Genomic DNA, 15,944 nt, shown 5'->3' on the forward strand with positions numbered 1-15,944 from the left:
TCCGGCCCCTCGGGGCCCGGCCCATGAACCCCGTGCGCAGAGGATACGGAGCCCACGGGCACAGTCCAGGCCCCCTGTCCGGCATGCGGACAGGGGGCCCGGCGCGCGCACGCTCCCCCAACGCCAGGACGCGCCAGTGGTGTAGACCACGGGCGCGTCGCTGACCAGCAAAGATGCTGATGTGGGGGGTGGTTCAGAGGTGGTGCGGTGATGCTTTAGAAGGTGAGGCTCCACGAGTCGATGTAGCCGGTGTCACCCGTGGCCACATCCTGGACCCGGAGCTTCCAGGTGCCGTTGGCGACCTCGTTCGACGCGTCGACCGTGTACGTGGTGTTCACGTTGTCGGCGCTGTCCGAGGAGGAGGAGGCCTTCAGGTTGCGGACCGTGCCGTCGGGGGCGACCAGGTCGACGACCAGGTCGCCGCGCCAGGTGTGCTTGATGTCCACGCCGACCTTGAGGGTGGCGGGGGCGTTGCCCGTGAGGCCGGTGACGTTGATCGAGGACGTCACGGTGGTGTTGTCCGGGATCTGCACGTCCGTCCCGTTGGTGAAGACGGTGCCGCTCGGCGGGGTGGTGTTCAGGACCGCGTCCACGGACTTCGCCGCGTCGGCGATGCCGGTGCCGCAGCCGCCGGTGCAGGTGCCGGGCAGCGGGCGGGCGTTGGCCTTGATCGTGGACTCGATCTCGGCCGGGGTGAGCGTGCTCTTGGCCGACTTCAGGAGGGCGGCCAGGCCGGCGATGTGCGGCGCCGCCATCGAGGTGCCCTGGTAGGGCTTGTACGTCTCGGTCGACTGGGTCGTCAGGCCCGAGTTCAGCGTGGAGTAGATCGCGTTCTCGGGGGTGGTGACGGTGCCGGGCGCGTCGGTGGCGTTGCGGGTCTCGCCACCGGGGGCGGCCACGTCCACGATGGTGCCGTAGTTGGAGTAGTACGACCGGCTGCCGGCGCGGTTGGTCGACGCCACGGTGATGACGCCGGTGCAGTTCGCGGGGGTGAAGCCGGAGGCGTTGGCGTTGCTGTTGCCCGCGGCGACGACGACGGTGGTGCCGCGCGAGACGGCGCCGTTGATCGCGGTCTGGTAGACGCTCGGGCAGGTGGAGCTCGCGCCGCCCAGGCTCATGTTGATGACCTTGGCCGGGTTCGGGTTGGCCGGGACGCCCGGCACGGTGCCGCCGGAGGCCCAGGTGATCGCGTCGGCGATGTCGGAGGACGAGCCGCCGCACTTGCCGAGCACGCGCACGGGCTCGATCTTCGCGTTGTACGCGATGCCCGCGATGCCCTTGGTGTTGTTGGTCACCGCGGCGATGGTGCCGGCCACGTGGGTGCCGTGCCAGGAGGAGTTCGAGGCGGTGGAGCCGGTGCCGCACTCGCCGGCGGTGGCGTTCCAGTCGCCCTCGTCCTTCGCGTCCGCGTCGCGGCCGTTGCCGTCGCGGGCGTCGGAGGCGGTCGAGATGAAGTCGTAGCCGGCGATGACGTTGGCCGCCAGGTCCGAGTGGGCGGCGTAGCCGGTGTCGATCACGGCGACGGTGACGCCGGAGCCGGTCGCCTTGTCCCAGGCCGCAGGAACGTTCATGCCGCCAGTGGGCTCGAAGAGGTCCCACTGCTTGGCGTAGTCGGTGTCGTCCGGGGTGACCGCCATCGCGTAGGCGCGGATGTCGGGCTCGACCGAGGCGACGGACGGGTCGGCGCGGAACGCGTCCATGACCTCCGTCACGTCCTTCTTGGTCGCCTTGCCGCCCAGGTTGACGAGGGCGGCACCGCCGGCGAGGCGGCGCTCGAAGGAGAGCTTCTCGCCCGTCTTCGCGGCCTTCTCGGCCGTGTCGCTCTTCGCGGCGGTGTTGGAACCGGCCTCGGGGGTCCGGCTCTTGTAGGTGACGATCACCTTCTCGACGGGGGCGTGGGGAAGCGCCCGCATCGCCTGCGAAGCCGGGACCGGCTTCGGGGTGGCAGCGACCGGGGTTGCGGCGAACGCCCCGGAAGTCATGGCAGCGGCACCGAGGATCGCGGCGCCCGCGACCACGGATATGACTCTCCGCCTGGAACCGTTCAAGGTGTGGCCCTTTCGAGTACGACGTAACTGCGGAGCAGTGGCGGCGGCGCGGGACACACGAGTCGAAGTGGGGTCGCCTCCGTGGTTCCCTGGGCTGGGGGGCCCGTGCGCCGCCACCGGCGCGACGGCCCGGGTCAAGGCCGTCCCCGGCGGACAGCACCCTCCGCATGCACCTGTCACGGTGCGCTCGGGGGATGATATCTGCCGGTGCGGAGGACAGTAGGGAACGGGGGGGTGAACCCGATACGGGGAAAACCCTTGTCACCCCTCATGGGGTGGTGGGGGTGCGGTGAGGGGAGGGGCGTGCGGCCTCGGTCGAGAGGCGAGGGGAGGCGGTACGGCCTCGGGCGGGTTCGAGGGTGGTGCGGCGTCGGCCGAGTTCAAGGGTGGTGCGGCGTCAGTCGAGTCCGAGCGCGGTACGGCCTCAGTCGAGTCCGAGCGCGGTACGGCCTCAGTCGAGTCCGAGCGCGGTACGGCCTCAGCCGAGTTCGAGGGTGGTGACGCCGAACACGCGCTCCCGGGCCACCGGGCGGACCGGGCCCGTGTACATCCGGGCCGTCTCGAACGTCGGCTCCAGACCGCGCTCCTCGGCCAGACGGGCGGCCGCCGGATTGGCCTCCGGCATGTCGACCGCGACGCGGGCCGCGCCGAACTCCCGCGCCTCGGCGGCGAGCCCGTCGAGCAGGGCCGCCGCGTCCGCCGGGGTGTCGGCGAACAGCGGCCCCACGCGGGCCTCGTCCTGCGCGGGACGAACCACCCCGTACCCGGTCATGCGGCCGTCGACGACGCGGGCGAGCGCCCGATGGCCGGGCGTGGTCAGCCAGGTGTCCAGGAACCGGGGCCGGTCGGCGTGGTGGCAGACCCCGTCGTACGCGGCGAGGGCGGCCGCGCCGACCCGCTCGGCGGCCACCAGACCGGCCGCGGGGCGGTCGGGGGCCGGGACCTCGCCCACGTACCGGGCGGTGCGGTACGCGGTCGCGAAGCCGGAGCGCCGGTAGTTGTCCTGCTGCGCCGGCACCCCGTCGAGCCCGACGGCCCGGCCGCCCGCGTGGGCGAGCGCGGCCCGCCAGGTGGCGAGGCCGTACCCGAGGCCGCGGAGTTCGGGGCGGACGAGGTAGAAGCCGAGAAAGGCGTAGGAATCGTCGTAGTTCACGACGGAGATGGCCGAGACCGGCTCCCCGTCGACCCGGCCGAGGAAGAAGCCCGCGGGGTCCTGCGCGAAGAACGCCGGAGCGTCGGAGAGCCCGGGATTCCACCCCTCCTCGGCGGCCCAGGACCGCACGAGCGCCCACTCCTGCGGCGTGGCGGAGGAGACGGACAGCGAACCGGAGGAGACGGAGGTCATGGGGATCCTTCGACGGCCGGGTGGCGGGCGGACGCCCGAGCGGCAGGAACCCGGGCAAATCGCGCCGAGCATAACGCCGGGCCGGCTCCTGTCACTTCTCCGCCGATCGTTTCCGGCCGACCGGCCCCTCCGCTCCCTCAGCCCGCGACCGGCGCGGGCGCCGGCTCGGTGTCCGGCGCGGTGCGGTCGGGGCGGCGGGGGGTCGGTATCTGCCGTGCTTCCCGGGCGGGGAGGGGGGCGGGGGCTGGAACGGCCACCGGGGTCGGGACCGGGACCGGGGCTGAAGCCGGAGCCGAAGTGGTGGCCGAGGCCGTAGCAGCCGAAGCCGCCACTGGTGTCTGCGCCGCCATCGGCGTCTGCGCTGCTGCCAGCGCCTGTGCCGCCATCGGCACTTCCGCCGCCACCGTCGGCGCTTCCGTCACCGTCGGCCCCTGCGCTGCCGCCGGCGCTTCCGCCGTCACCGGCACCTCCGCGCCCCCCTTCGTCAGCAGGACCACCCCCCGCGCCGCGACCAGCGACGCGCCGGCCGCGACGAGCCAGCCCCAGGCGCCGGCGCGGAAGGTCTCGCCGAGCAGGGCCACGCCGATGACCGCGGCGGCGGCCGGGTTGGAGAGGTTGACGACGGCCAGCGGGGCGGCGAGTCCGCCCCGGTAGGCGGCCTGGGACAGGAGCAGGCCGCCGCTGGCGAAGGCGGATATCAGGACGGCCAGCAGCGCGGTCTGCCACCAGGTCGGCTCGCTGCCGGGCAGGTCGAGCGCGAGCGCGGCGGTCAGTGTCTGGGTGAGCGCCGAGCCGACGCCCGAGGCGATCCCGGAGGCCGTGGCGTGTCCGAGTCCGCGCGCGGCCGGGGCGCCGGTCCCGCGCTGTTCGCGCCCGTGGAGCCGCCCGGAGGCCAGTGCGGCGATGAGGAGCGCGGTCGCCGCGGCGACGATCAGGGACTCGCGCAGGCTGAGCGCCTCGCCGGGGGCCGTGGGCCCGGTCACGGCGACCAGCCCGACGAGCCCGCCCAGGGTCCACAGGGCCCCGCGCCATTCGGTACGGGTCACCCGGCGCCGTGCGCAGTACGCGCCGATCGGCAGCGCCGCCACGAGCGTCAGCGCGCCGAGCGGCTGCACGAGCGTCAGCGGCCCGTAGTGCAGGGCGGCCACGTGGGCGAGGGCTCCGGCGGCGTTGAGGCCGACCGCCCACCACCACTGCCCGCGGGCGAGCAGGGCGCGCAGCGCGCCGCGCCCGTCGGGGGCGACGGGGGAGGCGGCGGCGAGCCGGGACTGGGCCACGGCGGCGAGCGCGTACCCGGCGGCGGAGACGAGGGAGAGGAGGACCGCGAGCGCGGTGCCGGCGGCGGGGTTCATCGCAGGGCTCCGACGGGGAGGGGTGCCGCACCGAGCGGGCGGGGTACGGGTGGGGGCACCGTCCGGTGGCCGGGGGCGCGGACGGCGAGCAGCGCGAGGCCGAGGAGGACGGCGGCGGCGAGCGCGTCGAACCAGTAGTGGTTGGCGGTGCCGACGATGACGAGCAGGGTGAGCAGCGGGTGCAGCAGCCAGAGCACCCGCCAGCGGGACCGGGTGGCGGCGATCAGGCCGATCGCGACCATCAGGGCCCAGCCGAAGTGCAGCGAGGGCATGGCCGCGAACTGGTTCGCCATCGAGTCGGTCTCCGGCACCGCCCCGTAGACGGAGGGGCCGTAGACGCGGGCCGTGTCGACCAGTCCGGAGGCGGCGAGCATCCGGGGCGGGGCGAGCGGCACCAGCAGGTGCAGGGCGAGCGCGGCGCCGGTGACGAGGGCGAGGACCCGGCGCGACCACAGGTAGTGCGCGGGGCGGCGCCAGTACAGCCAGACGAGGAAGGCGATGGTGGCCGGGAAGTGCACGGCCGCGTAGTACGTGTTGGCCGCCCGGACCAGCGATTCGCCGTGCAGGAGCAGCTGCTGGACCGTTCCCTCGTCCGGCAGGTGGAGCGCGCGCTCGGCGTCCCAGACGCGGTCGGCGTTCCGGAAGGCGCGGGCCTCGTGGCCGTTGGCGAAGAGCCGGCCGAATTTGTAGACGAGGAAGAGCGAGGTGACGAGCAGGAGCTCCCGCAGGAGCGGCGGCCGGGCGGACGGGGCCGTCGGAGTCGAGTCGGACCCGAGTGCGGCACCGGATTCTGGTCCGGGCGCGGTCTCCGCGTCCCCGGTCCCGTTCTGCCCGGTCCGCCCGGCGGGTTCGGGGGTACGGCTCGCCCCCTGTCCCGCAGGACGTGGTGCGCGTATCCCGCGTATCCCGACAGCCATCGCGCGGCCCTCTAATCCGTCATATCGGCAGCAAACGGAGCGAGCCTAGATCCGATTTCATCGAGACGCAAGCGTCTCGATACGTTTGCGTCTCGATTGTGCACCCCCTACCCTCGTATGAGCAGGGACGGACGTGTTTCGGGAGGGATCGATGTCCACACAGGCCGCGACCGCCGCAGCCCGTCGCAGCAAGATCACGCCGGAGCGCGAGACGGAGCTCTACGACGCGGTGCTCTGCCTCCTCCGCGAGGGCGGCTACGACGCGGTGACCATGGAGGGCGTCGCCGCCCGCACCAAGTGCGGCAAGGCCACCCTCTACCGGCAGTGGGGCACCAAGCCCCGGCTCGTCACCGCGGCCCTCGCCCAGCGCCGCTGCACCGTCTTCACCGGCATCGACACCGGCACCCTCGCCGGCGACCTGCGCGAGGCCGCCCGCGTCGCCGCCTCCCGCCGCGACCGGGACGCCGAGCTCATGGAGGCCGTCACCCAGGCCTATGTGCAGCACCCCGACCTGCGCGCCGCCCTCCGCGAGACCGTCATCGCCCCCGAGGTCGCGGCCATCGACGCCGTCGTGGCCCGCGCGGTCGAGCGCGGCGAGGTCGACGCCGACAACCCGGCGATCGGATTCGTCGCCCCGTGCTTCATGGGCATGCTCCGCATCGAGCGGATCTTCGAGGAGCGGTTCGCGGACGTCTCGACGATGCGCACCTTCGTCGACGCCGTGCTCCTGCCGGCACTGCGCGTCGAGCGGTGAGCCCCGGCCCCGTCCGGCACCCTGGAGCCATGGCCGCAAGCACCCCCGCCGTCCGCGTCCGCCGCGTCTACGAGGACCCGTCACCCGACGACGGGGTCCGCGTCCTCGTCGACCGGCTCTGGCCGCGCGGCCTCAAGAAGACGGACGCCCGCGTCGACGAGTGGCCCAAGGCCCTCACCCCGTCCACCGAACTCCGCCGCTGGTACCACGGCCCCGACGGCGCGTACGAGGAGTTCTGCCGCCGCTACGAGGCCGAACTCGACGCCCCGGAGGCCGCCGCGGCACTCGACCGGCTCCGGGACCTCGCCGCCCGGGGGACCGTCACCCTCCTCACGGCCGCGAAGGACCCCTCCGTCAGCCACACGTCCGTCCTGCGGCGCGCCCTAGGCGCGTAGCCGGGGCGCCTCCGCGACGGCGTCCACCGCACCAGGGCCCCCGCCCTCCGTGCGGTCGGCCAACTCCCGTGCCCACGCCACCAGTCCGCCGACATCGATCCCGTACGCCCCGGGGACGGGCCGGGCGCCCGCCAGACGGCCGGCACCCCGGCGCAGCAGCCGGGCCCCGCCCGCCGTATTGCCGCGGGCCGCGTGCGTCAGGCCGACGGCCAGCTGGGCGAGCCCCTGCCACAGGTCCCGCTCCGCCTCCGGGCCGGACTTCCAGGCGTCCTCGAAGACCTCGTGCGCGTGGAAGGGCATCCCGGCGTCGAGCAGCCGCTGCGCCTCGCGCACGGTCTCCTCGGGGCCGCGCACGACCCCCTCGGGCTGCCGGGGCACCCCCTCCGCCCCGTACGGCAGCGGACGGCCGAGCCCGTCGCGCGGCCGGGCGCTGCGGGCACGCCCCGCCGCGTCGCGGTCCCTGCCGTGCTCGCCGCCCCGCGCGCCCTCGTCGTCACCCGTTGTCCGGTTCACCCGTCCATTGTCGCCCCCTGGGCGATCACGACCGCTAGGCTCGTCCGTCCGGGGCTGTTCCGGTCCGTGCGGGTGGTGCCGGAAGCGTGATGCCAACAGTACGTGTGGGGAGTGAGTGACCGGTGCCGACGGATCCCGAACAGTCGTCGCCCGCAACACCGTTCGTGCCGGGCTTCCTCGGCGCCGGGCGGAGCGGTCTGCTCGAGCGCGGCTCGGAGCTCGCCGCGGCCGCCCACGCCGTCGACGAACTCGTCGCAGGAGCCGCGGCCGGCGGCCCCGCGCGCGGCGGCATACTCGTCTACCGGGGCGAGCCGGGCATAGGAAAGACCGCACTCCTCGCCGAGATACACCGCACCGCCCGGGACCGGTGCACCGTCCTCACCGCACGGGGCGGCGAGACCCTGACCTCCGTCCCCTTCCACCTCACCCGCCAGCTGCTCCAGCCCGCCCTGGACGGCTTCGCCGCCGACGAGGTGCGGCACCTCTTCGGCGACCACTACGACCTCCTCGCCCCGGCGCTCGGCCTCGCCTCGCCGTCCTCGGACACGCCCGCCGACCCCCAGGGCGTCCTGCTGGGCCTCGCCCGACTCCTGGACCGTCTCGCGGAGCGGCTGCGGGACCAGCCCCTGGTGCTCCTCGTGGACGACGTCCACTGGGCCGACGCCGAATCCCTGGCCTGGCTCGACACCTTCGCCCGGACCCGGCGCGGCCACCGGCTGCCGGTCCTCCTCGTCCTCGCCCACCGCCCGTTCGTACGGGAACCGCAGGGCCCCGGCGGGCCCGCGACGCTCGCCGCGCTCGCCGACCGCGCCGTCCTCACCCTCGCCCTGAACGCCCTCACCTCCACGGCCACCGCCGAACTCGCCCGGGACGTGCTCGGCAGGCACGCGGACGAGCCGTTCTGCCACGAGCTGTGGACGGTGACCTCCGGAAACCCTTACGACACCGTCGAGTTGCTCGCCAAGGCCCGCGACCGGATGCTCGAACCCGTCGCCGGCTCCGCGGGCCTCCTCCGCGACCTCGGCGCCGCCGCCCGGGGCGGCGGAATCGTCGCCCGCCTGGAGGAGCTCGGCAGCGGCCCGACCCGCGTCGCCTGGGCGACGGCGGTCCTCGGCGCCGACAGCACCCCCGAACTCCTCGCCGCCGTCACCGGCATGCGCCCCCAGCAGGTCGCCGAGGACACCGAAAGCCTCCGGGCCGCCAGGATCGTGACGTCCCCGCCCGGCACCGGCCGGGGCGGACTCGCCCTCGTGCCCGTCCCGCCGCTGGAGTTCACCCACCCGCTCATCGCCACCGCCGTGTACGGCTCCGTGCCCTCGGGCCTGCGGACCGCCATGCACGGACGCGCCGCCTGGGCGCTCACCCAGGCGGGCCACGGACCGGCCGCCGTCTCCCGCCACCTCCTCGAAGTGCACCCCGACGACGACCAGGACGTCGTGCGCGGTCTGCGGGCCGCCGCCGTCGAACACCTCGCCGTCGGAGCCCCCGACGCGGCCCGCCGCTGCCTGGAGCGGGCCCTCGCCGAACCGCCCGGCCCCGACACGTACGCCAGGGTCCTGTACGAACTCGGCTGCGCCTCCCTGCTCACCGCGCCCGCCGCCACCGTCCGGCACCTGCGCTCCGCACTCGACCTCCCCGGCCTCGACGACGAACTGCGCATCGACGCGACCTACCGGCTCGTCCAGGCCCTCGCCCACAACAACCAGCTCCAGGAGGCCGCGCGGGCCGCCGCCGTCGAGTACGCCCGGACCCCGCCCGGCACCGGCCGACGAAGGCTCCAGGCCGCCCACTTCATCTACGAGGGGTTCCAGGCCTCCGAGGCGGACGGCCCGGACCGCTCCCGCCGCCTCGCCGAGCTCACCGCCGGCCTCACCGGAGCCGACAACTCCGAGCGGGCCCTCATCACCGTCCGCAGCTTCGACGCGACCATGCGCGGCGAACCCGCCGCCGAGGTCGTACGCCTCTGCGACCTCTCCCTCGTCGACGGCCTGCCCGCCCGGGGCCTCGGCTGGACCGACCCCGTCTGGGGCTTCGAGATCCCCGCCTTCACCGGCATCGCGTACGCCTTCTCCGACCGTCCCGACCGTCCCGACCGGGCCGAGGCCCTCTTCACCGAGGCGGTCCGCGCCTTCGAGATCTCCGGCTGGAGCGGCGCCCACCTCGCCTTCGGCCACACCCTCCTGGGCCTGGTCCACCGGCGCCGCGGCAACCTGTCCCGCGCCCAGCACCACCTGGAGAAGGGGCTCCGCCTCGCCGACCAGGTCGGCAACGGCCTGCCCGTCCACTGGGACACCGCCTGCCTCCTCGTCGACACCCTCGTCGCCCGGGGCCGTACCGCCGAGGCGCGCGCCGTCGCCGACCGGTACTCCTTCGGCCCGCCCTGGCCCGGCGCGATCGTGCTCCCCGACGGCCCCAGCGCCCTCGGCCGGCTGCTGCTCGCCGAAGGCCGCGTCGAGGAGGCCGTGGCCACCCTGGAGGGCGCCGCCGAGGCCCTCACCGTCCGCGGCCGCCACCACATCGTCTGGGCCCCCTGGCCGCTCGACCTCGCCCGCGCCCTCGCACCCACCGACCCGGACCGCGCCGCCCGCATCGCCCGCGAGGCCCACACCCACGCGGAACGCCTCGGCACCCACACGGCCCTCGGCGAAGCCCTCCGCTGCCTCGCCCTCTTCACCGAACCGCCCGAGTCCCGCCGACTCCTCGAACAGGCCGTCGAGCACCTCGCGGCCTCACCCTCCCGCTACGAAGAAGCCCTCGCCCGCCTCGACCTCGCCCACGCCACCGGCTCCCCCGAGGCCCTCGCCGAAGCCACCGCCCTGGCCGCCACCTGCGGCGCCGACCTCCTCACCTCGGACGCGGTGACCGCCCGTGCGTCATCCCACCCTCCGGAGTGAGGTAATGTTTTCCCTGCACGGCGACGCGGGAGAAACACCGCGGAGACGAGCACCGGGACGTGGCGCAGCTTGGTAGCGCACTTGACTGGGGGTCAAGGGGTCGCAGGTTCAAATCCTGTCGTCCCGACTCGAAAGAGTCGTGGGTCAGGGGCTGTTTCAGAGCAATCTGAAACAGCCCCTGACTCGTTTCTGGGAACCGGTTGGGGACACCAACTCGCCTCGACCACTTCAACGGGCGACCACGAGGGGCCCCGCAGGGCGCGCCGGACGACGAAGGGGCGGATCTCCCCGATGGCGGGGCGGACCGGCGCCGGACGGTCCAGATCCGTTGGGCGGTGTCCGAGGTCCCCGACCCGGCAGCCGGAGACCCCGCCGATGCGCGCGGCCGTACACGCGGCGAAGCGGACCACCTCGCAACCAGCCTCGGCAGAGCCTCCGCCGGCCCGTGACGCGCGCCGGGTTGACCTTGATGACGCCGTGTCGAAGAGCCTGCTCCATGACGCGGACCAGGAACCGTCCGTGGACGGCAGGCCACGGACCGAACAGCTCGGGCGGGTCTCTCCAAGGCAGCTCGGTACGGAACTTCAACACGCGGCCCTCAAGACCCGGCGGTGACCCCACCACGGGCGACGATCCTGGCCGCAGACGGCAGCCAGCCGTGGTTCTCCCGGTTGGCCGTCCGGGGTGCGGTACGACGTCGTACACCGTTGCTGCTCCACGTACCACCAGCGCGACGTTGTACGCGCGGAGCACTCGGGTCGGATGTCCGTAGTCAGCGGAGGCTGTTGAGGAAACCCGTGAGCACCGGGCCACATCGGTCGACGCGGTAGCCGCTCTCCGACCACAGCGGCTTCCTCGGCTTCGCCGTCGCCGTGCGGCAGTGGTGCTGTCACCTCCAGCTCTGGGCGGCCGGGAATGCCCACGCTCTCGATCCAGCCTTCGGGGCATCGAGTGCATGCGCCCTGTGCTCACCGCATCAGTGGCAGACCCCTGACCGCTCTCCGAAGATGCACGCTACGCGCAGGATGTTTGCTTGAGAATACTTGGAATCTGGTTTTCTTGAGCAAGTATTGACATCGCATCTGGCTCCCCGACAGAGTCATGCCGCACACCGGCCTGTCTTCGCATCAAGGAGCGCCATGCCCAAGTTCCCTTCCCTGTCCCGCCGTTCACTGATGGGGGGAGCGGTCGCCACCGGAGCGGTCCTGGCGGGCCTCGGTTCGACGGCGCCGGCCGCGTCCGCGGATTCGGCTCTGCCGGCCGTCACGCCTCGCCGTCGATCTGGGCAGAAGACCATGATCAACGTCGCCTACGACGCCCACCAGACGGTGCGCGTCGGTGTGATCGGGCTGGGCAACCGTGGCTCCGGCATGACCACAGGCTGGTCCGTCGTGCCGGGCTGCACCGTCACCGCGGTCTGCGACATCCGTGCCGACCGGGCCAAGCGGACCGCCGACCGGCTCGTCGCCGCGGGCAAGCCCCGGCCCGCCGAGTACGGCGGGTCCGCCGACTCCTACGCGGAGATGCTGAGGCGTGACGACATCGACCTCGTCTACATCGCCACCCCGTGGGAGTTCCACTACGAACAGGGCAAGGCCGCGCTGATGGCCGGCAAGCACGTCATCGTCGAACTGCCCATCGCCACCGAGCTCGACGAACTGTGGGACCTCGTCGACACCTCCGAGCGCACCCGCAGGCACCTCATGCTCGCGGAGAACTGCAGCTACGGCCGCAACGAGCTGGCCATGCTCAAGATGGGGCACGAGGGTCTGTTCGGCGACATCACGAACGGACACGGCGGCTATCTGCACGACCTGCGCGCACTGCTGTTCTCGGACACGTACTACACGGACTCCTGGCGCCGGCTGTGGCACACCCGCAGCACCGCCAGCTTCTACCCCATGCACGGCCTCGCGCCCATCGCCGCCGCCATGGACATCAACCGCGGGGACCGGATGACCACCCTGCGCGCCACCGCGACCGAGCCCAAGGGGCTCGCCGACTACCGGGCCCGCTTCGTCGACCGCTCGCACCCGTCGTGGAACGAGACCTACATCAACGGCGACCTCGTCACCTGTCTCATCGACACGGCACGGGGCCGCGTCATCAGAGCCGAGCACAACGTCAGCTCGCCCCGCCCCTACAGCCGCATCAACAGCCTCGTCGGCAGCCGGGGCCTCTTCGAGGACTACGCGGGCGTCTCCTCGCCCGACGGCGGACGCATATACGTGGAGCCGGACCACAGCGGTGACAACTGGGTCGACTTCGGCGCGTACCGCAAGGAGTTCGACCACTGGCTGTGGAAGAAGATCGGCGACGACGCGGTCAACAACGGCGGGCACGGCGGCATGGACTACGTGCTGCAGTGGCGGACGGTCCAGCTGATGCGGGCGGGCCTGGTGCCCGACATCGACGTCTACGACTCGGCCGCCTGGTGCGCCCCCGTTCCGCTCAGCGTCACCTCCCTGGCCGCCGGCGGAAAGCCCGTGGCCATACCGGACTTCACCCGCGGCGACTGGGTCAACCTCCGGACCGGCCTCGACTCCCGCACCTCCGACATGCCGCCCGTCGTCTGACCCCCTCCCCCGAATTCGCTTCCACAGGAGAAGACATGAGAAAGCCACGCGGCTGGACGAGCCCCCTCAGAGCCGTCGCCCTCGCGGCGGCCGTCGGCCTGTTCTTCGCCCCCACGCAGGCCTCGGCGGCACCCGCCGCGGCCTCCGCCCCGAGCGCCGACGTCAAGACGGAAGTGGGCATTTCCCCGGTCGACCTCGACGGGCCCGCGATCTCCACCGTGAAGGTCACGGTCAAGAACGCCGGCCCCGACCGCATGCGGTCACTGAAGATCTCCTTCGCCGGACCGGTGGGCTGGGCCGTACAGCCCTCCGTCCAAGAGGTCGACGGGAGCTTCGCCGCCGGAGCCACGGCACAGGCCGTCTTCCACATCCAGGTGCCGGAGCGCCGCCCGGGATTCAAGGAGTGGACCTTCAGCGCGACCGCGACCTACCGTGGCGGGGACGCTCTCGGCTCTGCCACGGCCACGCGATCCGAACTCAGCGGCACCCCGCTGGCGAACCTGGCGGCCGCGTACAACAACGTCGCCATCACCGATGAGGACGCCACCGCCGCCGGCAACTACGACGGCGAGGGCAACAGCTTCTCGGCACAGAAGCTGGCCGCCGTCGGCCTCACCCGGGGCGGCAGCGTGAACGCTCTCGGCGCCCACCTGACCTGGCCGGACGTCGCGCCCGGCACCAAGAACAACGTCTCCGGTGCCGGACAGGCCATTGCGCTGTCCGGCTCGGGCGGCAAGCTCGTCTTCCTCGGATCCGGCGTGGGCAGCGGCGCGACCGGCAGCGCAACCGTCCATTACAAGGACGGCACCACCACGTCGGGCACGTTCGGCTTCCCCAACTGGTCCTTCGCCCCCGCGAACGACCACGGCGCGACCCTGGTCGCCTCGTCCGACGGCCGCAACCGCCCCGACGGATACGGCAACGCGGGTATCGCGTACCGCGTGTTCGCCCACGCCGTCCCGCTGGACCCCGCCAAGCAGGTCGCGTTCGTGGTCCTGCCCAGCAACGGCGCCGTGCACATCTTCGACATGGCCCTCGCGCCCTGACCCAGGCCAGGACCACGACCGGGCACGGCCCCGGGTGACGATGACGCGTTCGAGGGGTCGTTGCAACGAGGGTTCGGTCGATCAGAACGCGAGCAGTCTCCGCAGGCGCTCGGCCGGGGCTCCCCGGCCGAGCGTTCCGCGTGGGAAACGGCGACGAAGCGGGGCGGTCAGAAGCCGGCGAGGACACCCAGCAGTCGCGCCACTTCGGCCGCCACCGCATCGCGCGCCGGGCCCAGGTACTTCCGCGGGTCGGCGACGGAAGGGGTCGCCTCCAGCCGTTCGCGGACCGTGCGGGTGAAGAGCTTGTTGAGATGGGTGGAGATGTTCACCTTGGTCATTCCGGCGGCGACGGCCTTCGCGAGGTCCGCGTCGTCGACGCCGGAAGAGCCGTGCAGGACGAGCGGGATGTCCAGGGACTCCTTCAGCCGAGCGATGAGGTCCAGGTCGAGCACGGCGTTCCGGGTGAGCATGGCGTGCGAGCTGCCGACGGCGACGGCGAGCGCGTCGACGGCCGTCGCCTCCGCGAAGGCGAGGGCCTCGTCGGGGTCCGTACGGACGCCGGGGGCGTGGGCGCCGTCCTTGCCGCCGACCTCGCCGAGCTCCGCCTCGACCCAGACGTCGGCCCGGTGGCAGTGGTCGGTGATCAGACGGGTGGCGGAGACGTTCGCAGCGTACGGAAGTCTGGACGCGTCGAACATGACTGAGGTGAAGCCGAGTTCGACGGCCTCGACAACGAGCGGAGCCGACTCGGCGTGGTCGAGGTGGACGGCGACCGGTACGGCGGCGGCGCGAGCGATCGCGAGCGTCGCGAGGGCGATGGGGGCGAGGGAGCCGTGGTAGCGGACCGTGTTCTCGCTGATCTGCAGTATGACGGGCAGCTCGGCGCGCTCGGCCCCGGTGACGATCGCCTCGGCGTGCTCGATCTGTACGACGTTGAAAGCGCCGACACCGGTGTTGGCCGCGCGCGCCGGCCCGACGATGTCGTCGGTGGGGATCAGAGGCATGGGGGTTCTCCATGAAGCGGTGACGAAGGTGCGGGAAGGGGAGGGGCGATGGGGAACGGCCGGTGATGTGGACGGTGTCGTCCACATCACCGGCCGGCCGGGGCGACGCCGGCGGACTTCAGGCTTCTGAGCCTTCGAGGATCACGGAGCGGGTGAGGTTGCGGGGACGGTCCGGGTCGTAACCGCGGGCCTCGGCGAGGTGGACGGCGAGACGCTGCGCGCGGATGAGGTCGGCGAGCGGGTCGAGGGCGTCGCCCGCGTCGCCGGACGCGGCGGAGTACACGCCGCCGACGCGGGCGATGTCGTCGGCGAGTCCACGCGGCGCGTCACCGAAGAGCCAGGCCACACGGCCCGGGCCGGTGATGCTGATCGGGCCGTGGCGGTATTCCATGGCCGGGTACGCCTCCGTCCAGGCCCCGGCGGCCTCGCGCATCTTGAGTCCGGCTTCGAGGGCGAGGCCGTAGGTCCAGCCGGAACCGAGGAAGGTGAACTGCTCGGCGTCGCGGACGGCGGGCGGGAGGGGTTCGGTGATGGCGCGCTCGGCGTCCTGGACGGCCTGGGTCAGCGGGCGAACACCGGCCGGCAGGGCGCTCTCGGCTTCGAGGTGCGCCCGCAGGAGGGCGAGGACCGTGGTGGCGAACCTGGTCTGCACGACGGACTGTTCGTCTGCGAAGTCGAGGACCGCGACGGCGTCGGCGGCCGCCATGACGGGGGTCGCGGGGTCGGCGGTGATGGCGCCGGTGGCCACGGTGCCCTTGACCCGGGTCAGCAGGTCCAGGACCTCGGTGGTGGTGCCGGAGCGTGTGATGGCGAGGACGCGGTCGTAGCTCCGGCCGTGCGGGAACTCGGAGGCGGCGAAGGCGTCGGTCTCGCCGTGCCCGCCCGCCTCGCGCAGCTCCGCGTAGGCGAGGGCCATGAACCAGGACGTGCCGCAGCCGACGACCGCGACGCGCTCACCCCGACGCGGCAGGGCATCCGAGAAGTGGGCGACCGACTCGGCGGCACGGCGCCAGGTGTCCGGCTGGGAGGTGATCTCGACGGAGGTGCGGGAACTCTCGAAGGTGGTCACGCGGTTCCTTGGGTTCGTAGGGTCGATGACC

12 protein-coding genes and 1 tRNA gene are annotated in these 15,944 nt (G+C 73.1%); 6 read left to right on the top strand and 7 right to left on the bottom strand.

All coding sequences use genetic code 11. The annotated features are described in order from the left end of the window. Positions 1-215: 215 nt before the first annotated feature. From ACFYUS_RS06475 to ACFYUS_RS06490, 4 genes are all read right to left on the bottom strand, one after another. The gene (locus ACFYUS_RS06475) at positions 216-1,913 is read right to left on the bottom strand and encodes a S8 family serine peptidase (RefSeq protein ID WP_388847732.1); all 1,698 of its coding nucleotides are present in this window, start codon (positions 1,911-1,913) and stop codon (positions 216-218) included. Positions 1,914-2,526: 613 nt separating this feature from the next. Beyond that, positions 2,527-3,393 carry a GNAT family N-acetyltransferase gene (locus tag ACFYUS_RS06480; RefSeq protein ID WP_388846539.1) on the bottom strand — a complete coding sequence of 289 codons (867 nt, stop codon included), beginning with the start codon at positions 3,391-3,393 and terminating at the stop codon, positions 2,527-2,529. Between the two features lie 137 nt (positions 3,394-3,530). Then, positions 3,531-4,745, bottom strand: a complete 1,215-nt coding sequence (locus ACFYUS_RS06485; protein ID WP_388846541.1) for a DMT family transporter — start codon at positions 4,743-4,745, stop codon at positions 3,531-3,533. Beyond that, on the bottom strand, positions 4,742-5,662 hold the full coding sequence (locus ACFYUS_RS06490) for a phosphatase PAP2 family protein (protein ID WP_388846543.1): 921 nt from the start codon (positions 5,660-5,662) through the stop codon (positions 4,742-4,744). The genes ACFYUS_RS06485 and ACFYUS_RS06490 overlap by 4 nt, the downstream gene beginning before the upstream one ends. Positions 5,663-5,813: 151 nt before the next feature. Between ACFYUS_RS06490 and ACFYUS_RS06495 the strand changes: the two genes are divergently transcribed. Then, entirely contained in the window at positions 5,814-6,416 is a 603-nt protein-coding gene (locus ACFYUS_RS06495; RefSeq protein WP_388846546.1) for a TetR/AcrR family transcriptional regulator, read from the top strand. A gap of 29 nt (positions 6,417-6,445) precedes the next feature. Continuing rightward, positions 6,446-6,811, top strand: coding sequence for a DUF488 domain-containing protein (locus ACFYUS_RS06500; RefSeq protein WP_388846548.1), 366 nt, complete (start codon positions 6,446-6,448; stop codon positions 6,809-6,811). Here the strand turns inward: ACFYUS_RS06500 and ACFYUS_RS06505 are convergent. Next, on the bottom strand, positions 6,800-7,324 hold the full coding sequence (locus tag ACFYUS_RS06505; protein ID WP_388846550.1) for a DUF309 domain-containing protein: 525 nt from the start codon (positions 7,322-7,324) through the stop codon (positions 6,800-6,802). The genes ACFYUS_RS06500 and ACFYUS_RS06505 overlap by 12 nt on opposite strands. Before the next feature lie 197 nt (positions 7,325-7,521). On the opposite strand from ACFYUS_RS06505, the gene ACFYUS_RS06510 reads away from it, so the two are divergent. The 4 genes from ACFYUS_RS06510 to ACFYUS_RS06525 all read left to right on the top strand — a co-directional run bounded on the left by ACFYUS_RS06510 (position 7,522) and on the right by ACFYUS_RS06525 (position 13,840). Then, positions 7,522-10,218 carry an ATP-binding protein gene (locus tag ACFYUS_RS06510; protein ID WP_388847734.1) on the top strand — a complete coding sequence of 899 codons (2,697 nt, stop codon included), beginning with the start codon at positions 7,522-7,524 and terminating at the stop codon, positions 10,216-10,218. A 53-nt stretch (positions 10,219-10,271) separates the two neighbouring features. Next, positions 10,272-10,345 (top strand) — tRNA-Pro (locus ACFYUS_RS06515). Between the two features lie 1,012 nt (positions 10,346-11,357). Further along, positions 11,358-12,794: a Gfo/Idh/MocA family oxidoreductase gene (locus ACFYUS_RS06520; RefSeq protein ID WP_388846552.1), complete on the top strand. Its 1,437-nt coding sequence runs from the start codon at positions 11,358-11,360 to the stop codon at positions 12,792-12,794. Positions 12,795-12,829: 35 nt separating this feature from the next. After that, positions 12,830-13,840, top strand: a complete 1,011-nt coding sequence (locus ACFYUS_RS06525; RefSeq protein WP_388846554.1) for an NEW3 domain-containing protein — start codon at positions 12,830-12,832, stop codon at positions 13,838-13,840. A gap of 167 nt (positions 13,841-14,007) precedes the next feature. Here the strand turns inward: ACFYUS_RS06525 and ACFYUS_RS06530 are convergent, their stop codons facing one another. Next, positions 14,008-14,844 carry a ketose-bisphosphate aldolase gene (locus ACFYUS_RS06530; protein ID WP_388846556.1) on the bottom strand — a complete coding sequence of 279 codons (837 nt, stop codon included), beginning with the start codon at positions 14,842-14,844 and terminating at the stop codon, positions 14,008-14,010. Between the two features lie 118 nt (positions 14,845-14,962). Beyond that, complete coding sequence (locus tag ACFYUS_RS06535; RefSeq protein WP_388846558.1) at positions 14,963-15,913, bottom strand: SIS domain-containing protein; 951 nt, start codon at positions 15,911-15,913, stop codon at positions 14,963-14,965. Between the last annotated feature and the right edge of the window lie 31 nt (positions 15,914-15,944).

The organism is Streptomyces sp. NPDC004284, assembly GCF_042874035.1.
GTDB lineage: Bacteria > Actinomycetota > Actinomycetes > Streptomycetales > Streptomycetaceae > Streptomyces.